Source organism: Gardnerella sp. DNF00354, assembly GCF_049262755.1.
Lineage (GTDB): Bacteria > Actinomycetota > Actinomycetes > Actinomycetales > Bifidobacteriaceae > Bifidobacterium > Bifidobacterium vaginale.
In genome coordinates this window covers 200,454-215,944 of sequence record NZ_CP058402.1, presented here as the reverse complement: position 1 = coordinate 215,944, position 15,491 = coordinate 200,454, and the positions used below count along the sequence as shown (strand labels likewise).

9 protein-coding genes are annotated in these 15,491 nt (G+C 43.4%); 8 read left to right on the top strand and 1 reads right to left on the bottom strand.

Annotation, left to right across the window (positions count from 1 at the left end):
• Positions 1 to 148: 148 nt before the first annotated feature.
• Positions 149 to 2,014, top strand: coding sequence for a methionine--tRNA ligase (metG, locus tag HXT24_RS00810; RefSeq protein ID WP_415681523.1), 1,866 nt, complete (start codon positions 149 to 151; stop codon positions 2,012 to 2,014).
• Positions 2,015 to 2,508: 494 nt separating this feature from the next.
• Here the strand turns inward: metG and HXT24_RS00805 are convergent, their stop codons facing one another.
• Entirely contained in the window at positions 2,509 to 3,948 is a 1,440-nt protein-coding gene (locus HXT24_RS00805; RefSeq protein WP_285064651.1) for an aminopeptidase C, read from the bottom strand.
• 486 nt (positions 3,949 to 4,434) lie between these two features.
• On the opposite strand from HXT24_RS00805, the gene HXT24_RS00800 reads away from it, so the two are divergent.
• The 7 genes from HXT24_RS00800 (at position 4,435) to HXT24_RS00770 (ending at position 15,384) form a co-directional block, all read left to right on the top strand.
• Positions 4,435 to 5,418: an ABC transporter permease gene (locus HXT24_RS00800; protein ID WP_004138444.1), complete on the top strand. Its 984-nt coding sequence runs from the start codon at positions 4,435 to 4,437 to the stop codon at positions 5,416 to 5,418.
• A gap of 27 nt (positions 5,419 to 5,445) precedes the next feature.
• Positions 5,446 to 6,393: an ABC transporter permease gene (locus tag HXT24_RS00795; RefSeq protein WP_004113854.1), complete on the top strand. Its 948-nt coding sequence runs from the start codon at positions 5,446 to 5,448 to the stop codon at positions 6,391 to 6,393.
• Between the two features lie 20 nt (positions 6,394 to 6,413).
• Positions 6,414 to 8,309 (top strand): ABC transporter ATP-binding protein, encoded by a 1,896-nt coding sequence (locus tag HXT24_RS00790; protein ID WP_020760736.1) that lies wholly within the window; start codon positions 6,414 to 6,416, stop codon positions 8,307 to 8,309.
• A gap of 325 nt (positions 8,310 to 8,634) precedes the next feature.
• Complete coding sequence (locus HXT24_RS00785) at positions 8,635 to 10,383, top strand: ABC transporter family substrate-binding protein (RefSeq protein ID WP_032836560.1); 1,749 nt, start codon at positions 8,635 to 8,637, stop codon at positions 10,381 to 10,383.
• Between the two features lie 330 nt (positions 10,384 to 10,713).
• The gene (locus HXT24_RS00780; protein ID WP_422119435.1) at positions 10,714 to 12,540 is read left to right on the top strand and encodes an ABC transporter ATP-binding protein; all 1,827 of its coding nucleotides are present in this window, start codon (positions 10,714 to 10,716) and stop codon (positions 12,538 to 12,540) included.
• Between the two features lies 1 nt (position 12,541).
• Positions 12,542 to 14,338, top strand: a complete 1,797-nt coding sequence (locus tag HXT24_RS00775) for an ABC transporter ATP-binding protein (protein WP_116437951.1) — start codon at positions 12,542 to 12,544, stop codon at positions 14,336 to 14,338.
• A gap of 65 nt (positions 14,339 to 14,403) precedes the next feature.
• The gene (locus HXT24_RS00770; RefSeq protein ID WP_101888013.1) at positions 14,404 to 15,384 is read left to right on the top strand and encodes a TatD family hydrolase; all 981 of its coding nucleotides are present in this window, start codon (positions 14,404 to 14,406) and stop codon (positions 15,382 to 15,384) included.
• Positions 15,385 to 15,491: the final 107 nt, after the last annotated feature.

Genomic DNA, 15,491 nt, shown 5'->3' with positions numbered 1-15,491 from the left:
ACAGAATAGATACGTTTGTTCATGTTGTCCATAAGATTTTTGCGAAATGTGTAAAAGTGGATTTTTAAGCCTTTTTACATTAAAAAATGTGCATATGTGTATATGTTTTTTATTAAGGTGTCCTCGCTGAACAAGATAATATTTGGCTATGAGTCATATTTTGGTGAATGTTGCATGGCCTTACGCAAATGGCCCTCGTCATATTGGTCACGTTGCAGGATTTGGTGTTCCTTCAGACGTGTATGCGCGTTATGAGCGCATGAAGGGCAATGACGTGCTTATGGTTTCTGGTACAGACGAACATGGCACGCCGATTTTAGTTGAGGCAGATAAAGAAGGCGTTAGTGCTCAGGATCTTGCAAACCGCTATAATCGCGTGATTACTAAAGACTTGTGCGATTTGGGTTTAAGCTACGATTTGTTTACGCGCACGACTACAGCAAATCACGAGCATGTTGTTCAAGAGATGTTCCGTCAGTGCTTGAAGAACGGCTATATTTATAAGGGTACTCAGAAGGTTGCGATTTCTCCTTCTACAGGTCGTACTCTTCCAGACCGCTACATTGAGGGCACATGCCCACTTTGCGGCGCGGATGGAGCTAGAGGCGACCAGTGCGATGCTTGCGGTAATGAGCTTGATCCAGATGAGCTTATTAATCCTGTTTCTAAGATTAACGGTGAGACTCCGCGATTTGAAGAAACAGAGCATTACTTCCTTGATTTGCCTGCTTTAGCTGATGCTAATTTAAGCTGGCTTAATTCAAGGGATGGTTGGCGTACAAATGTTATCAACTTCTCGATTGGATTATTTAAGGAAGTTAAGCCTCGAGCTATTACGCGTGATATTGACTGGGGTATTCCTGTTCCTGTAGAAGGATGGGTTGATAACCCAAATAAGCGCTTGTACGTGTGGTTTGACGCTGTTATTGGATACTTGTCTGCATCTATTGAATGGGCACGTCGTCAAGGTAAGCCGGATGCGTGGCGCGATTGGTGGTGTGACCCTAAGTCTCCTGGCTACTACTTCATGGGCAAAGATAACATCACCTTCCATTCTCAGATTTGGCCTTCAGAAATGCTTGCATATAATGGCGCTGGCTCTAAGGGTGGCGAGGCTGGAGTTTATGGCCCGTTGAATATGCCTGAGCAAGTTGTTGCTTCTGAGTTTATGACTATGGAAGGCAAGAAGTTTAGTTCTTCGCGTGGAATTGTGATTTACGTGAAGGATATTTTGGCGCGTTATCCTGTGGATGCTGTACGTTACTACATTTCTATTGCTGGTCCTGAAAATTCTGATGCCGACTTTACTTGGGCAGAATTTGTTCGTCATAATAACGAAGAGCTTGCTGCCAGCTGGGGTAATTTGGTAAATCGTGTCGCTAATTTGATTCATAAGAATTTCGGAGAGATTCCTGCGCTGGACGAAAATTCAATGACAGATATGGATCGCGCGCTTTTGGATCAAACCTCTAATGCTTTTGAGATTGTTGGTGGTTTGATTGAACGTCATCATCAGAAGAATGCGCTTAACGAGGCGATGCGTGTTGTGTCGGATATAAACAAGTATATTTCTGCAACTGAGCCTTGGAAGATTAAAGATGATGAAGCACGTCTTGGTACTGTTTTGCACGTTGCAGCTCAAGCCGTCTCTGATGCTAATCATTTACTTGCTCCATTCTTGCCACATTCTGCGCAAAAAGTATGGGAAGCTCTTGGTGGTACGGGTGTGTTCTCTCCTTTGCCAAGAATTGAAGAGGTGACTGACTTAGATAATCCAGATTTTAAGTATCCGATTATTACTGGTGACTATCGTCTTGGTGAAACTGTTCACCCGTGGGAGAGTGAGGAATTAGTGACTGGTACGCCTGTCGCTAAGCCAACTCCGATTTTTGCCAAAATTCCTAAAGAGGCTATTGATGAGGAGCTTGAGCGTTTTGAATCTGCGCTTGCCGCTCGTCGTAAAGCTGACGAAGAAAGATTGGCTGCGGCTAAAAAATCACTAGAATCTAAATGATTAAACGAAAAATTTTAAGTTATAGTGATGCATGTAACAAAAAATAGGTTGACTATCAGGATTTAAAAAATTTTTTAAGGAAATTTTTAGGTTATATGCGTGTTTTGCGAGAAAAGTGTGGTTATAATGAGTATTGCTGATGGTTATCCATCAGTGAGGTTCGTTCGCGGACCCCATAACTGAAACCTTCTTCTCTCTTTCTCTCTGCCCCGGTGGGTCTTCTCTTTCCCACCGGGCTTCTTTTTATCTTTTTCAAGCTCTTGCAGTCTACTCGTATCGCTTGCGTTATATTTGCATCACGAGCGAGACAAATATAACGAAATTAAGCCAAAAAACGTTATAAATATCTCATCAATGATGCAAATATAACGAAAATCAGTCAAAAAACGTTACAAATGCCTCACGAGCGAGACAGATGTAACGAATCTGGGTCAAAAAAAACGCAGACTGCGTGGCAATCTGCGTTTATAAATCAGTTACACTCTATATCAAGTTTAGCGGCAGCGCTTTGTAAGTGGAATCCACGGATCAAGCATTACAGGCTCCTGATCCAATATTGCTCGCGTTGCTTCATCAAGATACTTCTTGTTAATAATGATTTCTGTAACGTAGCGGTCAAACCACTGTGCGGAGCCGACATAGTATCCGTCTTCGCCGTTATCTTTACCCCAGCTGTTTTCAATCTTCCAGCGGTCTGGCTCACCATCTTTGTTAAGGTTTACGCCAGTAAAGGTCATTGCGTGGTTGCCTGGGCAATCCATATATTCCAAACCTTTAGCTTTGTCGAATGTAAACTCTACATCGAATAGTTCGTCTACGCGCACAACTGCAGGATCAAAGAACCCATCTTGTCTGAGTGAGAACTGAGTGCAATCGCAAGCGAACCAGATTGGATGTCCGTCTTTTAGCTGATCGACAGCGGCTTTGCGGAATACTTCTAGCGCAACGTTTGCAAACTCCATTTCCTTCGTCTCAGCAACGTTTGTGGTGTATTTAAGCTGGTAGAGCTTGTTGAACGGAGTGTGTTCCATTGGGGAGTTGCACAAGCTCACAAAGTCGTTTACGTCAATTGGAACGTATTTCTTTGCGAATTCTAGTGGTGTTATTCCATATTCGCGAATCATTGGACGATCGTCTTTGCCAGTCTTTGGCTTATCGTCCTTCTTATCGTCTTCTTTGGCTTCGTTCTTTTTGTCGTTCTTTTCGTCTTTCTTATCGTCGTCATCTTTAGTACGTGCAATAAAGTCGAAACGCTCTGGTGGCTCGCCAAGTGCGATAGCTGTCATACGGTATACGGTTTCAAGGTCGCGGATTTTCATTTCGCGCAACTCTTCTATGGAAGTACCGTTCTTGTGTGCTTCGCGCAATTCAGCCGCGAATTCACGCAACTTGGTGTTTATGTATTGCACGAATGCATCTGAGTCAATAGCATTCTGTGAATCTGGGTATGCGCTTTTTGGTACGAGTCCGTACTTGTTTACCAAGTTAACGAACATTTGCCACCATCCGCCGTCGTCGATCGGACCGTAGTTAATGTTTTCAAAGACTCGACTATCTAGGGTTTCGTCTAATGTTGCCAACACGTTTTCCAAGTACGCATTTGCCTTTTCAATCTTGTCCCAGAAGAACAGGTAGCTTTCGGAAAACTCGAAGTCGTCTAAATTCCACTTGTGCATTAATTCGTAACGCAAAGTGTTAAGGGAAGCGAACATCCAGCAACGTCCAGAGTGCTGTTGGTTTGTTATTGACCCTTGTTTTAATTCTATGGAGAAGTTGCGTGGTAAAGCGCGTTGTCCTTGATAGCTTGTTGCAGCTTTAAGAACGCCGCTCGCTACAGAAGCGTTTGCGGCTACTCGATTTGCTCGCTGTTCGTTAAAATGCTTGGAATATTCGCGCACGTTGTCTATGGTAACGGCTTTTACGTTTTCAGACATATATCTCCTTTTGTTGTTAGGTTGAAAATAGGCGAATAAGCGTTATTGTAGCGTGTTCAATGCACGAGTAGCGTTTTGCGTGGTCTGTGCTTTTTTAATAGGATACTAGTAAAACTAATTGCAATGTGTTTTGTTAGTACGAAATGTTATTGTATTTACACTTTTATTACGATTTACAAAACTAATTTTCGTAAAATTTAAATAATTCCGTTAAATATTCTGATGTTCTGTTGATTTTGTGTATTAATTTTTGTGATAATTGATATTTATTCCGTATTATTGCATGTTTATTTTAAGCAATGTACATAGGTTAGCTAAAAATATACTAATTACATGTCCCATTTATGAGGGCTTACTTAAGTGTGCCTTGAGTATGCTTTTGATTTGCTTTTGCAACTGGGTATAGCAAACGATAGCAGTGTGCAGGCTTGAGGCTTGCAGTTACCAGATGGAGGTAACAATGTTTAGACGTAGAAAAGAGTCACAATGATACGATACATCGTTAAACGATGCCTGAATTATGTTGTGATGCTGTTTGTCTCCGTATCCATGACGTATTTCTTGGCAAGTGCTTTTATGGATCCGCGATCGAATTATATGTCTAGGCATCCGCATCCACCAATTCCTTCGATTAACCGTTCTTTGGATTTGGCGAACATTAACGACCAAACTCCAGTTATTACGAGATATTTGCGTTGGATTACTGGCGTTCTTACTCGTTGGGATTGGGGATTAAGCCCAGAGCAGGCTCCTGTTGGTCCTGCGATTGCGGCTCGTATTGGTGCGTCTGTCCAATTAGTTACTTGCGCAACTGTTCTTGGTATTGTTTTCGGTGTTAGTGTTGGCGTTTATACTGCTATTCGTCAATATAAGTGGCAAGACAGGGTTCTTAACTCTATTGCTACGTTCTTACTTGTTGTTCCAGCTGCTGTGTTTGGATTGCTTATTGTGTTAGCTGCAATTAGCGTTAACAATGCTGCTGGCTCTCGTTTATTCTTTGTTACGGGATTGCATTCTTATCAAGGTTCTAACCCTATTGCTTTTGTTCTTGACTTCTTACAGCATTTGATTTTGCCGACAATTGTTATGACTGTTCCTGGCATGGTTGGATACCATCTTACGCAGCGCACTTATTTGCTTGACACTATGAATGCTGATTATGTTCGCACTGCTCGTGCTAAGGGATTGCCTTTGAACATTGCTATTCGCCGCCACGCTTTGCGTACTTCTTTGATTCCTACAGCTGTGGACGTCGCCTTCTCTATTGCAGGTGTGTTCACGGGTGCTGTGATTACTGAGACCGTGTTCGCAATTAACGGTTTGGGTAGCTATTTTGTGCAAACAATTTCTAATAATGACATTAATGGTTCTGTTGCTATTGCTGCATTCGGAGCTGTGTGTACTTTGGCTGGAGCTTTGCTGGCAGATATCTTCTCTGCTTGGCTTGATCCACGTATTCGCTTGAACTAATTGCAGAACAGTGTAGGTGTTATTGATATGAGTAAAAAAGATGTATCTTCAAACCTTCAAGAGTCTGCTGCAGACAAGAAGGCGACTGCTAATTCTTGGGGTAATTTTAAGCGCACTGGCAAGATTACGCTTTATACGCGTCGTTTCTTTAGGCGACCGTCTGCCGTCGTTGGCTTGGTTTTGCTTGTGTTCTTGATTCTTCTTGCGTTGTTTGGATCTAAGATTAGTAAGTGGGGTTACGATGAGCCTGATTTTACTGCTCTTGCAACTCCTCCTAGCGCAGAGCATTGGCTTGGCACAACGCCTGGCGGTTCTGACATGTATGCAATGGTTGTTCGCGGACTTGGTCGTTCGCTTTCTATTGGTATTGTAAGCTCCATTTCTATTACAATTATTGCTGCTTTGGTTGGTACTGCTATTTCTTACTTTGAGGGTTGGTTTGAGCAAGTTGGCATGTGGGTTTTGGACATGCTTTTGATTGTTCCATCCTTCTTGCTTATTGCTTTGATTGTTAGCTCCGCGACCGGTGGCAATGATTGGCTTTGGCTTGCGTTTGGTATGACTTCCTTTGGTTGGATTGGTTATGCTCGTACGCTTAGAACTTTGACTTTGAGTTTGCGTGAGCGTGAATATGTGCGCGCAGCCAAGTTTGAAGGTGTTTCTTCGTTCCGCATTATTGTTCGCCACCTTGTTCCAAATCTTGGTTCTGTGTTGATTATTAATACGGTTCTCGGTGTTATTGGTGCAATCAACGGCGAAACCGCATTGAGCTTCTTGGGTCTTGGTATCAAGGCTCCAGATACTTCTCTGGGTACTCTTCTTAATGTTGGTCAAAGTAGCGTTATGACCTCTCCTTGGGTTCTTTTGGTTCCTTCTGCGGTTTTGGTTATTTTGACTTTCTCTGTTCAGCTTATTGGCGATGGTCTTCGCGATGCGATTGATCCATATTCTAGGTCTGTTGGTAAGGCCGAGTAAGGCTTGTTGGAGGTTTAAACATGACTGATATGGTGAATGACGCAATTAAGGAAGATTCTGTGATGGAAAATCAGAACAACGAACCACTTCTTTCTGTACGCAATTTGCAAGTTAGCTTTGCTTCGGAAGCTGGTACGGTTCATGCAGTACGCAATATGAATTTTGATTTGTACCGCGGAAAAACCATTGGTATTGTAGGTGAATCTGGATCTGGTAAGTCGGTTACTTCCCTTGCTGTTATGGGCTTGCTGGATAAGAACGCGTCTGTTAAGGGTTCTGTTGTTTATAAGGGCGAAGAGCTGTTAACGAAGTCTGATGCAGAGATGAGTAAGATTCGTGGCAAGAATATTGCTATGGTATTCCAGGATCCTCTTTCTGCTTTAACTCCAGTGTTTTCTATTGGAGATCAGCTTAAGGAAGCTTTGGTTATTCATAATCCAGATATGACCGAAGAACAGATTCGTGAGCGCTCTATTGAATTGCTTAACTTGGTTGGTATCACTAAGCCAGCTGAGCGCTTAAAGTCTTTCCCTCATGAGTTTTCTGGCGGCATGCGTCAGCGCGTTATGATTGCTATGGCAATCGCGAATAACCCAGATATTATTATTGCTGATGAGCCTACTACCGCTTTGGATGTTACGATTCAGGCTCAAGTTTTGGATGTTTTGAAGAAAGCGCAGAAAGAAACTGGCGCCGCAATGATCTTCATTACTCACGATTTGGGTGTTATTGCTGGCGTTGCAGACGAAGTTATTGTTATGTATGCGGGTCATTTGGTTGAGCATAATAGCGTTGAGGAGATTTTTGCTCACCCAACTCAGCCATACACAATCGGCTTGCTTGGTGCTGTTCCGCGCGTTGATCAAAAGCGTACTCGTCGCTTAACTCCAATCTCTAAGCCAACAATGGATATGTTGATGGCAGAAGAAAAGAGTGGAGATACTAGCGACATGATGGGTCTGGAAGCAGAAAGCGAAACTGTTCGCGCGCTGCTTCATGCGGAAACCGAAAAAACGATTAAGCCAATGTTTGAGGGCATTCCTCGCGAGGATCGCAAGGTTGTTTTGGATGTTAAGGGATTGGTTAAAACGTTCCCAATTACAGGTGGCGGTTTCTTGCGACGCAAGGTTGGCGAGGTTCGTGCTGTTGATGGTATTGACCTTGAGATTCGCGAAGGCGAAACTGTAGCTCTTGTTGGCGAATCTGGTTCTGGTAAGTCAACTACTTTGATGGAAATCATGAGTTTAAAGAAGCCAGAAGCTGGCTCTATTACAGTTTTTGGCACCGAGCTTAACGATAAGTTGACTAAAGAGCAGCGTCGCGAGCTTCGTTCTAAGATTCAATACGTGTTCCAGGATCCTATGAGCTCTCTTGATCCTCGTATGCTTGTTTACGATATTTTGGCAGAGCCTCTTCATGTTCAAAAGAAGTCTAAGGAAGAGATTCGTCAGCGTATTGCGGAGCTTATGCAGCTTGTTGAGCTGAATCCAGATCAGGTTGATCGCTTCCCAACGCAGTTCTCTGGTGGCCAGCGTCAGCGTATTGCTATTGCTCGCGCTTTGGCTGTAAACCCTAAGCTGCTTCTTCTTGATGAGCCTGTTTCTGCCTTGGATGTTTCTATTCAGGCTGGAATTATTAACTTGCTTGAAGATTTGCAAGACAAGTTGGGTGTTGCTTACTTGTTTGTGGCTCACAACATGGCGGTTGTTCGTCATATTTCTAGCAGAATTGCTGTTATGTACCACGGACGCATTGTTGAATCTGGCGAAACGGATGAGGTGTTTGATAATCCTAAGCATCCGTACACTAAGGCTTTGATTAGTGCTGTGCCAATTCCAGATCCTGCGATTGAGAAGAATCGTAAGCGTATTATTCTCAATGAAGAAGATTCGTTTGATGACGTTGCAAGCGTCTGATTCTAATCTTTTGTGAATACGCCTAAACTTTTGTTTAGGGCAATTTTGATCGCGTGTGTTATGCAAGACACACGCGATTTTTTGTTACAGGCACATAAATTCTAAAAAAAGTAATATATTTTGTTTTTTAATTAAAATAAACTAAAAAATTTTCTGTTTGACTGTTTTATGTATTTAATTTTCTTTTTTATGGATTAAATCTTAAGTAACAAAAGCTTAAATTCAGTATTTGTTAAAAAAGTCGTAACACAAAATGTCAAAAGATTAGATATACTCTACACACATACCAGAAAGCGGACATCATTTCTGGGGAATGAGAGGAATCATGAAAAAAACTAATGCAGGCAAATTAACTGTATTCGCCGCAGCTGCACTTTCTGTTGCAATGCTGCTCGGCGCTTGCGGTGGCACAACTGCTACTACAGCAGATAAGGCCAAGGGCGGTATGACCGAAGAGCCAGCCGCAGGTGTGGATACTTCCTACACTGGCGCTCTTCCAATGCCTAAGGTTGACAAGCGCTATGACAATCCACAGCCTCGTGACAATGTTAAGGATGGCGGTACTTACACGTTCTCGCTTTCCGACATGGGTCCAAACTGGAACTACGCTTCTAACGACGGTAACACCGCTTACATGGCTACTTTGTGGGGCTTCTACCAACCATCGTTTACTTATTATGACACTGTTAAGGGCGAGAAGGTTAAGTACAACCCTGATTACATTACTTCTGTTAAGAAGGTTAGCGACAAGCCACTCGTAGTTCAGTACGATTTGAACCCAAAGGCTAAGTGGAACGATGGCACAGACATCGATTACACTGCTTTCAAGGCCACTTGGGAAGTTATGAATGGCAAGAACGAAGCATACTCCGTTCCATCTCACGAAGGCTATGATTGCATTGAGTCCGTTGAGCAGGGCGCAAATCCTAAGCAAGTAATCGTTAAGTACAATAAGCCATGCGCAACTTGGGAATTGCTTTTCGCTCCATTGGTTCATCCAAAGGCAACCGATCCTACTGTGTTCAACCAGGGTTGGGTAGGTAATCCTCACAACGAGTGGGGCGCAGGTCCATTCGAGATTCAGTCCGCAACCGAAGATCAGGTTGTTTTCGTGCGCAATCCAAAGTGGTGGGGCAAGAAGGCAAAGCTTGACAAGGTTGTTGTAAAGCGTATGGAAGATACCGCTGCAATGAACGCCTTCCAGAACGGCGAAATCGATTCCGTGGATTCCATCTCCACCAAGGATAAGGTTAAGGCTGCTCGTAGCGTTAAGGGCGCTCAGCTCCGTTACGGCTACAGCACCAAGATTCGTGTTATTAACTTAAACGCAAAGGCTGGCGCATTCAAAGACAAGGCCGTGCGTAAGGCCGTTGTCCAGGCATTCGACGTTGCCACCTACAACAAGATTCAGTTCCAGGGTATGAACTGGAAGAGCGAGCAGCCAGGTTCGGAGCTTCTCTCCATGTTCCAGGCTGGCTACAAGAACAACCTCCCAGCTGATGGTAAGTTCAACGTAGAAAACGCTAAGAAGACTCTTGAAGCCGCTGGCTACAAGATGGGCAAAGACGGTTACTACGCTAAGAATGGCAAGACCGTTCAGTTCACATTCACCTTCTTCGGCGATGACTCCACTCAGGCAGCTCTTGCTAACGCATTCCAGGCCATGATGAAGAAGGCTGGCATGAAGTGCAAGACTGTAAACAAGCCTGCATCTAAGTTCTCTAAGACTGTAAGCTCCTTCGACTTCCAGGTGCTTCCAATGGCTTGGGTTTCCCAATCTCCATTGAGCTTCTTGGCAGCCGCTTCCCAGGTCTACGGTTCTAAGAGCGATTCCAACTTTACTGGCACTGGCAGCAAGAAGATTGATGCTGTTCTAGCCAAGATTGGCAAGACCTACGATTACAAGGAACAGACTGCATTGGCCAACAAGGGTGAGTCCATGGCTTTCGCCGAGTATGGTACGCTCCCAGTTTCTGCTCCTCCAACCTACCAGGCATACAAGAAGGGCTTCGCTAACGGCGGTCCTGCTGGATATGCTAACGTTTTTGTTGAAAACATCGGTTGGCAGAAGTGAGTAAATTTGTAGCGATAACTCGCGCAAGTTTACTAAGCTGATTGCTTAACTTATAGCATGTGGCGTGTGGTCTTTGGCTGCACGCCACATGCTTTCGTGCGCTTTGACTGAGCTTGAAATCAACAGGATTTCAAGCTCCTTCAAAGCGTGATTTGGCTCAATTGTGAAGCACGGTGTGCTTCACATGCCAAATCAGCCGAACGGCTATGCCGTGAGGAATAAGCGCTCGCTACGAAACTCGCTCAACACCAAACAAGAGCTGTCGATTAAACTATAAATTTAAGATTAAGTCTCAAAAAACAAAGTCAAAAATAAGGGAGAATCTAGCGCATGTATGTAAATCCAAGTAAACGCAAAGACGCGAGTAATGTGCGCTGGGTTTTGCAATATTGTAAGCCAGATATGTGGAGAGTAGGCGTATCGCTAGTTCTTTTTACTATAAACGACACAATGGCAATGACAATGCCGCTGCTTTCGGGCTTTATTGTAGACAAAGTCATTATTGGAAAACAGCATGATTTGCTTGCTTTTGTATGCGTGCTAATGGTTGCAATGATGATTATTCGCGTAGGCTCAAGATATATCTACCAGCTTCAAATGGAAAGATTTGGCCAAAACGCCGTGTATCGCCTTGTAAGCGACGAGTACGAGAAGCTGCATTCGCTTGATTTTACATACTTTAATCACACGCGCACAGGCGACATTATGAGCCGCATGACTTCGGATACGGACGCGATTCGCCACATTTTAAGCTGGGTGTCTTATATGGCGCTGGATTGCTTAGTAATGTTTGTGTTTGCGCTAGTTATAATGTTTTCAATCCAATGGCAGCTAGCTCTAGCGCTTATGGCAATTACACCATTTTTGTTCTGGCTTGCAAAGCTTATGGGCAAGAATGCTAGGCCAAAGTTCCTTGCGATTCGCGAATCGTTTGCACGCATGAATTCAATGGTAGAAGAAAACATTGAAGGCAATCGCGTTGTAAAAGCTTTTGTGCGCGAGCCTTTTGAAACACAGAAATTCGATAAATGCAACGAAGACTACTTTAACCGCAATATTACGCTTGCAAAAAACACGCAAAAATACATGCCATGGCTTGACGGCATGGGCTTTGCGCTAGAGCTTGTAACAGTAGGATTTGGCGGATGGCTTGTGCTTAACGGAAGCATGACTTTGGGCGCGTTTGTAACGTTTAACAGCTTCCTTTGGATGCTCCACATGCCAGTAAGAATGGTTGGGTGGCTTATTAACGATTGGCAGCGATTCAACGCAGGATGTGTAAATATTCGTAAGCTTCTTACGCAAGAATCGCATATTGATTTGCCATCTGCCTCCGAGAAAAACGTTAAGGTAAAGGGCCATGTAACTTTTGAACACGTTGATTTTGCATTCCCAGACGATCTTGATTCGCCAATTTTAAGCGATATTGATTTAGATGTTCCAGCAGGCACAAAGCTTGGAATCTTAGGCGAAACGGGATCTGGAAAATCAACTCTTGTAAGTCTTATAGCGCGTTTTTATGATCCTACTCGTGGTCGCGTTTTGATTGATGGAAAAGACGTTCGCGAATGGCCTCTAGAAACTGTTAGAAATCAAGTTAGCATAGTCGCGCAAGAAACATTCCTGTTCTCCGATACGATTGCAGGAAATATTAGCTTTGGATTGCCTCAAAACGAGGAAAATTGCAAAGAATTAGATAACACGATTAGGCGTATGGCAAGAATCGCAGATGCAGACGATTTTATTATGAGCATGCCAGAAGGCTACGAAACCGTTGTAGGAGAACGAGGAGTTGGCCTTTCGGGCGGTCAAAAGCAGCGCTTAAGTCTTGCTCGCGCGCTAGCTAATAATCCTGCAATCTTGATTATGGACGATACAACTTCTGCAGTAGACATGGAAACTGAGGAGCATATCCAAAAAGAGCTAAAAAAGTTAGATGGTTCTCGCACAGTAATCACAATTGCTCACAGAATCTCGTCTGTTAAAGACGCAGACATGATTATTGTGCTAGATCACGGCAAAATCGTAGAACGCGGAACGCATGAGCATCTTGTGGCGTCGCATGGAAGATATTGGGAAATCTACAAAAAGCAGCTTGGTATGCAAATGGGCAAAGCTTTGGGATTTGAAGATTTAGACAAGGCTAAAGGTGAGTAGAATGGCGCAACGCAACACTTATAAAGAAGATGAAAGCCAAGAAGAGCACGTAAATTTACACGAGTTGATGCGCGTTCGCAAATACATAAAGCCGTACGCATGGCAACTAGTCAAAATAGTTTTAGTTGTTATTAGCGGAAGTTGCATTATGACAGTAACTCCAATGATTACAAAAACACTTATAGATGTAGTTTTGCCTAATAAAAACGTTTCTTATTTGTACGTGCTTATTGCATTGTTTGGCGTGCTTATTGTGCTGTATGAGCTTGGGTTAGCCTACAGAACGCTTGCAATTACGCGACTCGGCCAAATGATAATTAAAGATATGCGACGAGATATTTTTACGCACGTGCAATCGTTATCGTTTGATTACTTCGATTCGCGCCCACACGGCAAGATTTTGATTCGCATAGTAAACTACATAAACACGCTTTCCGACACGCTTTCTTCTGGTTTAATCAACGTGTTTTCCGATGTTTTTGTGCTAATCATTACACTAATCGCAATGTTTGCTATGGATTGGCGAATGGCATTGTGGAGTCTTGTATTATTCCCAGTTTTTATAATCTGGACTCGCACTTTGCAAATTTTGCAACGAAAAGCGTCTAAAAAACTATCAAATAAGCAAAGCAATCTTAACGCATATTTGCACGAATCAATCGCAGGCGTAAAAACAACTCAGACTTTTGCGCGCGAATCGGAGCAATACGCTACATTCCAAGAGCAGCAGTCGGGAGTTAGAAAAGCGTGGATGCAAAATGTTAGAGTGCAAATGCTGCTTTGGCCTGGAGCTTCGATTATTGAAAGCGCAGCAATTTCGCTGCTCTACTATGTTGGCATAACAAACGCGAGCAGTATGAACATAAGCACGGGTACTCTTATAGCATTTGTGTGGTATTCGAGCACTTTCTGGGAGCCAGTTGTAAACATTGGTAACTTCTACACGCAACTTATAACATGCTCAGTGTATTTGGAGCGTATTTTTGAGACTCTAAGCATTAAGCCAAATATTGTAGATAAGTCAGATGCAAAAGAATTGCCGCAAATTAAAGGCAGGGTTGACGTAAACGACGTTGTGTTCCGCTACGAAGAGAGCGGAAAGCCGATTTTGAATTTAATTGACTTGCACATTGAGCCTGGAACAACGGTTGCGCTTGTAGGTCCTACTGGAGCGGGTAAAACAACGCTTGTAAGCCTGCTTTCTAGATTCTACGACGTTTCCGAAGGCTCAATCACAATTGACGGCTACGATGTGCGCTCAATAACGTTAGCATCTTTGCGCAAACAAATGGGCGTTATGCTTCAAGACAGCTTTATATTTAGCGGAACTGTTAAAGAAAACATTCGCTACGGCAAGCTTGACGCAACAGACGAGGAGATTGAGTCGGCGGCTCGCGTAGTTCACGCGCACGAGTTTATTGAAGAATTGCCTAATGGCTACGATACGGAAATTGAGGAGCGAGGAGCCACTCTTTCTGCAGGACAAAGGCAGCTTATATCGTTTGCCAGAGTATTACTTGCGAATCCGCGAATTCTAATTTTAGACGAAGCAACAAGCAATATAGATACGCGTACAGAAGAGGCGTTGCAAGCAGGATTAGCTCAATTGCTTAAAAATCGCACTTCTTTTGTAATTGCACACAGGCTTTCTACAATAGAGAATGCGGATTTGATTTGCGTGATTGACCATGGGCAAATCGTGGAGCGCGGAAGCCATGAGCAACTTATGGCGCAGAAAGGTGCGTATTACAGGCTTGTGGAATCGCAATACGCTGCGATTAGTGCTGCGATCCAGTAAGCGCAAAAGTTGCGTTTTAAGTCACGTTTCAAGCCACGTTAAATATGCGACTACACTTGTAAATCATGAGTAAGCATCATCGCGAACACAATTGGGCGCCTTCTTTAACAGAGCAGTCTGAAATATGGCAGAATCTAATTAAAGAAGGCATAACAATCGCAGACGACCACACGCACATGTTAAGCGTAGTGGATTTTGCAAAAAATCTTAATCAAGAATTATCGCAAAAAGGGCGAGAACCAATTGCGGAACCAAGTGCAGATGACTTAGTAAATAGTGCAAAAGCATCAGGCGTTTCTAAAATGATTGAGGTTGGATGCGAATATCCAAATTGGCAGCCAACAATAGATTTTGCGGCAGCTCACGCGGATTGCGTGCGTGCTGCAATAGCGATTCACCCCAACGAAGCGCCTCTACATGGTCATAGGGGAGCAGAAGGACCAGACGGCTTACCGGTGGTTTATAAGCCGTATCATGATATTTCATTTGACGAAGCGATGCAACACTTGCGCTCGCTAGTCGTAGGTAACGCAGAAGAAGTAGTGGCAATAGGTGAAACGGGATTAGACTATTTTCGCACAGGCGAACACGCAAGAATTTACCAACGCGAATCATTCCGCGCGCATATAGCACTTGCAAAAGAGCTTAATTTGCCGCTTCAAATTCACGATAGAGATGCTCATAGTGATGTTGTAGAAATTTTGCTAAAAGACGGAGCGCCAGAGCACACAGTGTTTCATAGCTATTCTGGCGGGAAAGACTTAGCTCAAGTATTAAAAGAAAACGGATGGTACGCGAGTTTTTCTGGAACGATTAGCTATAAGGGTAACGAAGATTTACAAGAATCTGCGCGAATTATCGGCAAAGATCACATTACTGTTGAAACAGATGCGCCGTACCTTACGCCAATGCCGTATCGAGGTCGCCCGAACGCTCCTTATATGGTTCCTTATACACTTGAATCGTTAGCAACCGCGCTTGACTGTTCTTTGCTAGAAGTAGCAAAGTCAACTTTAAAAACAACGAAAGAAATCTACGGTTTTTAGATGATCTAGTCTTATATTCTTGCTTTGATTAAGCCTTATTTTTCAAGGATTCTATGCTGACTTTGCTTTATATATCTGTTATTGTATACAATATTTAGGTACAAATA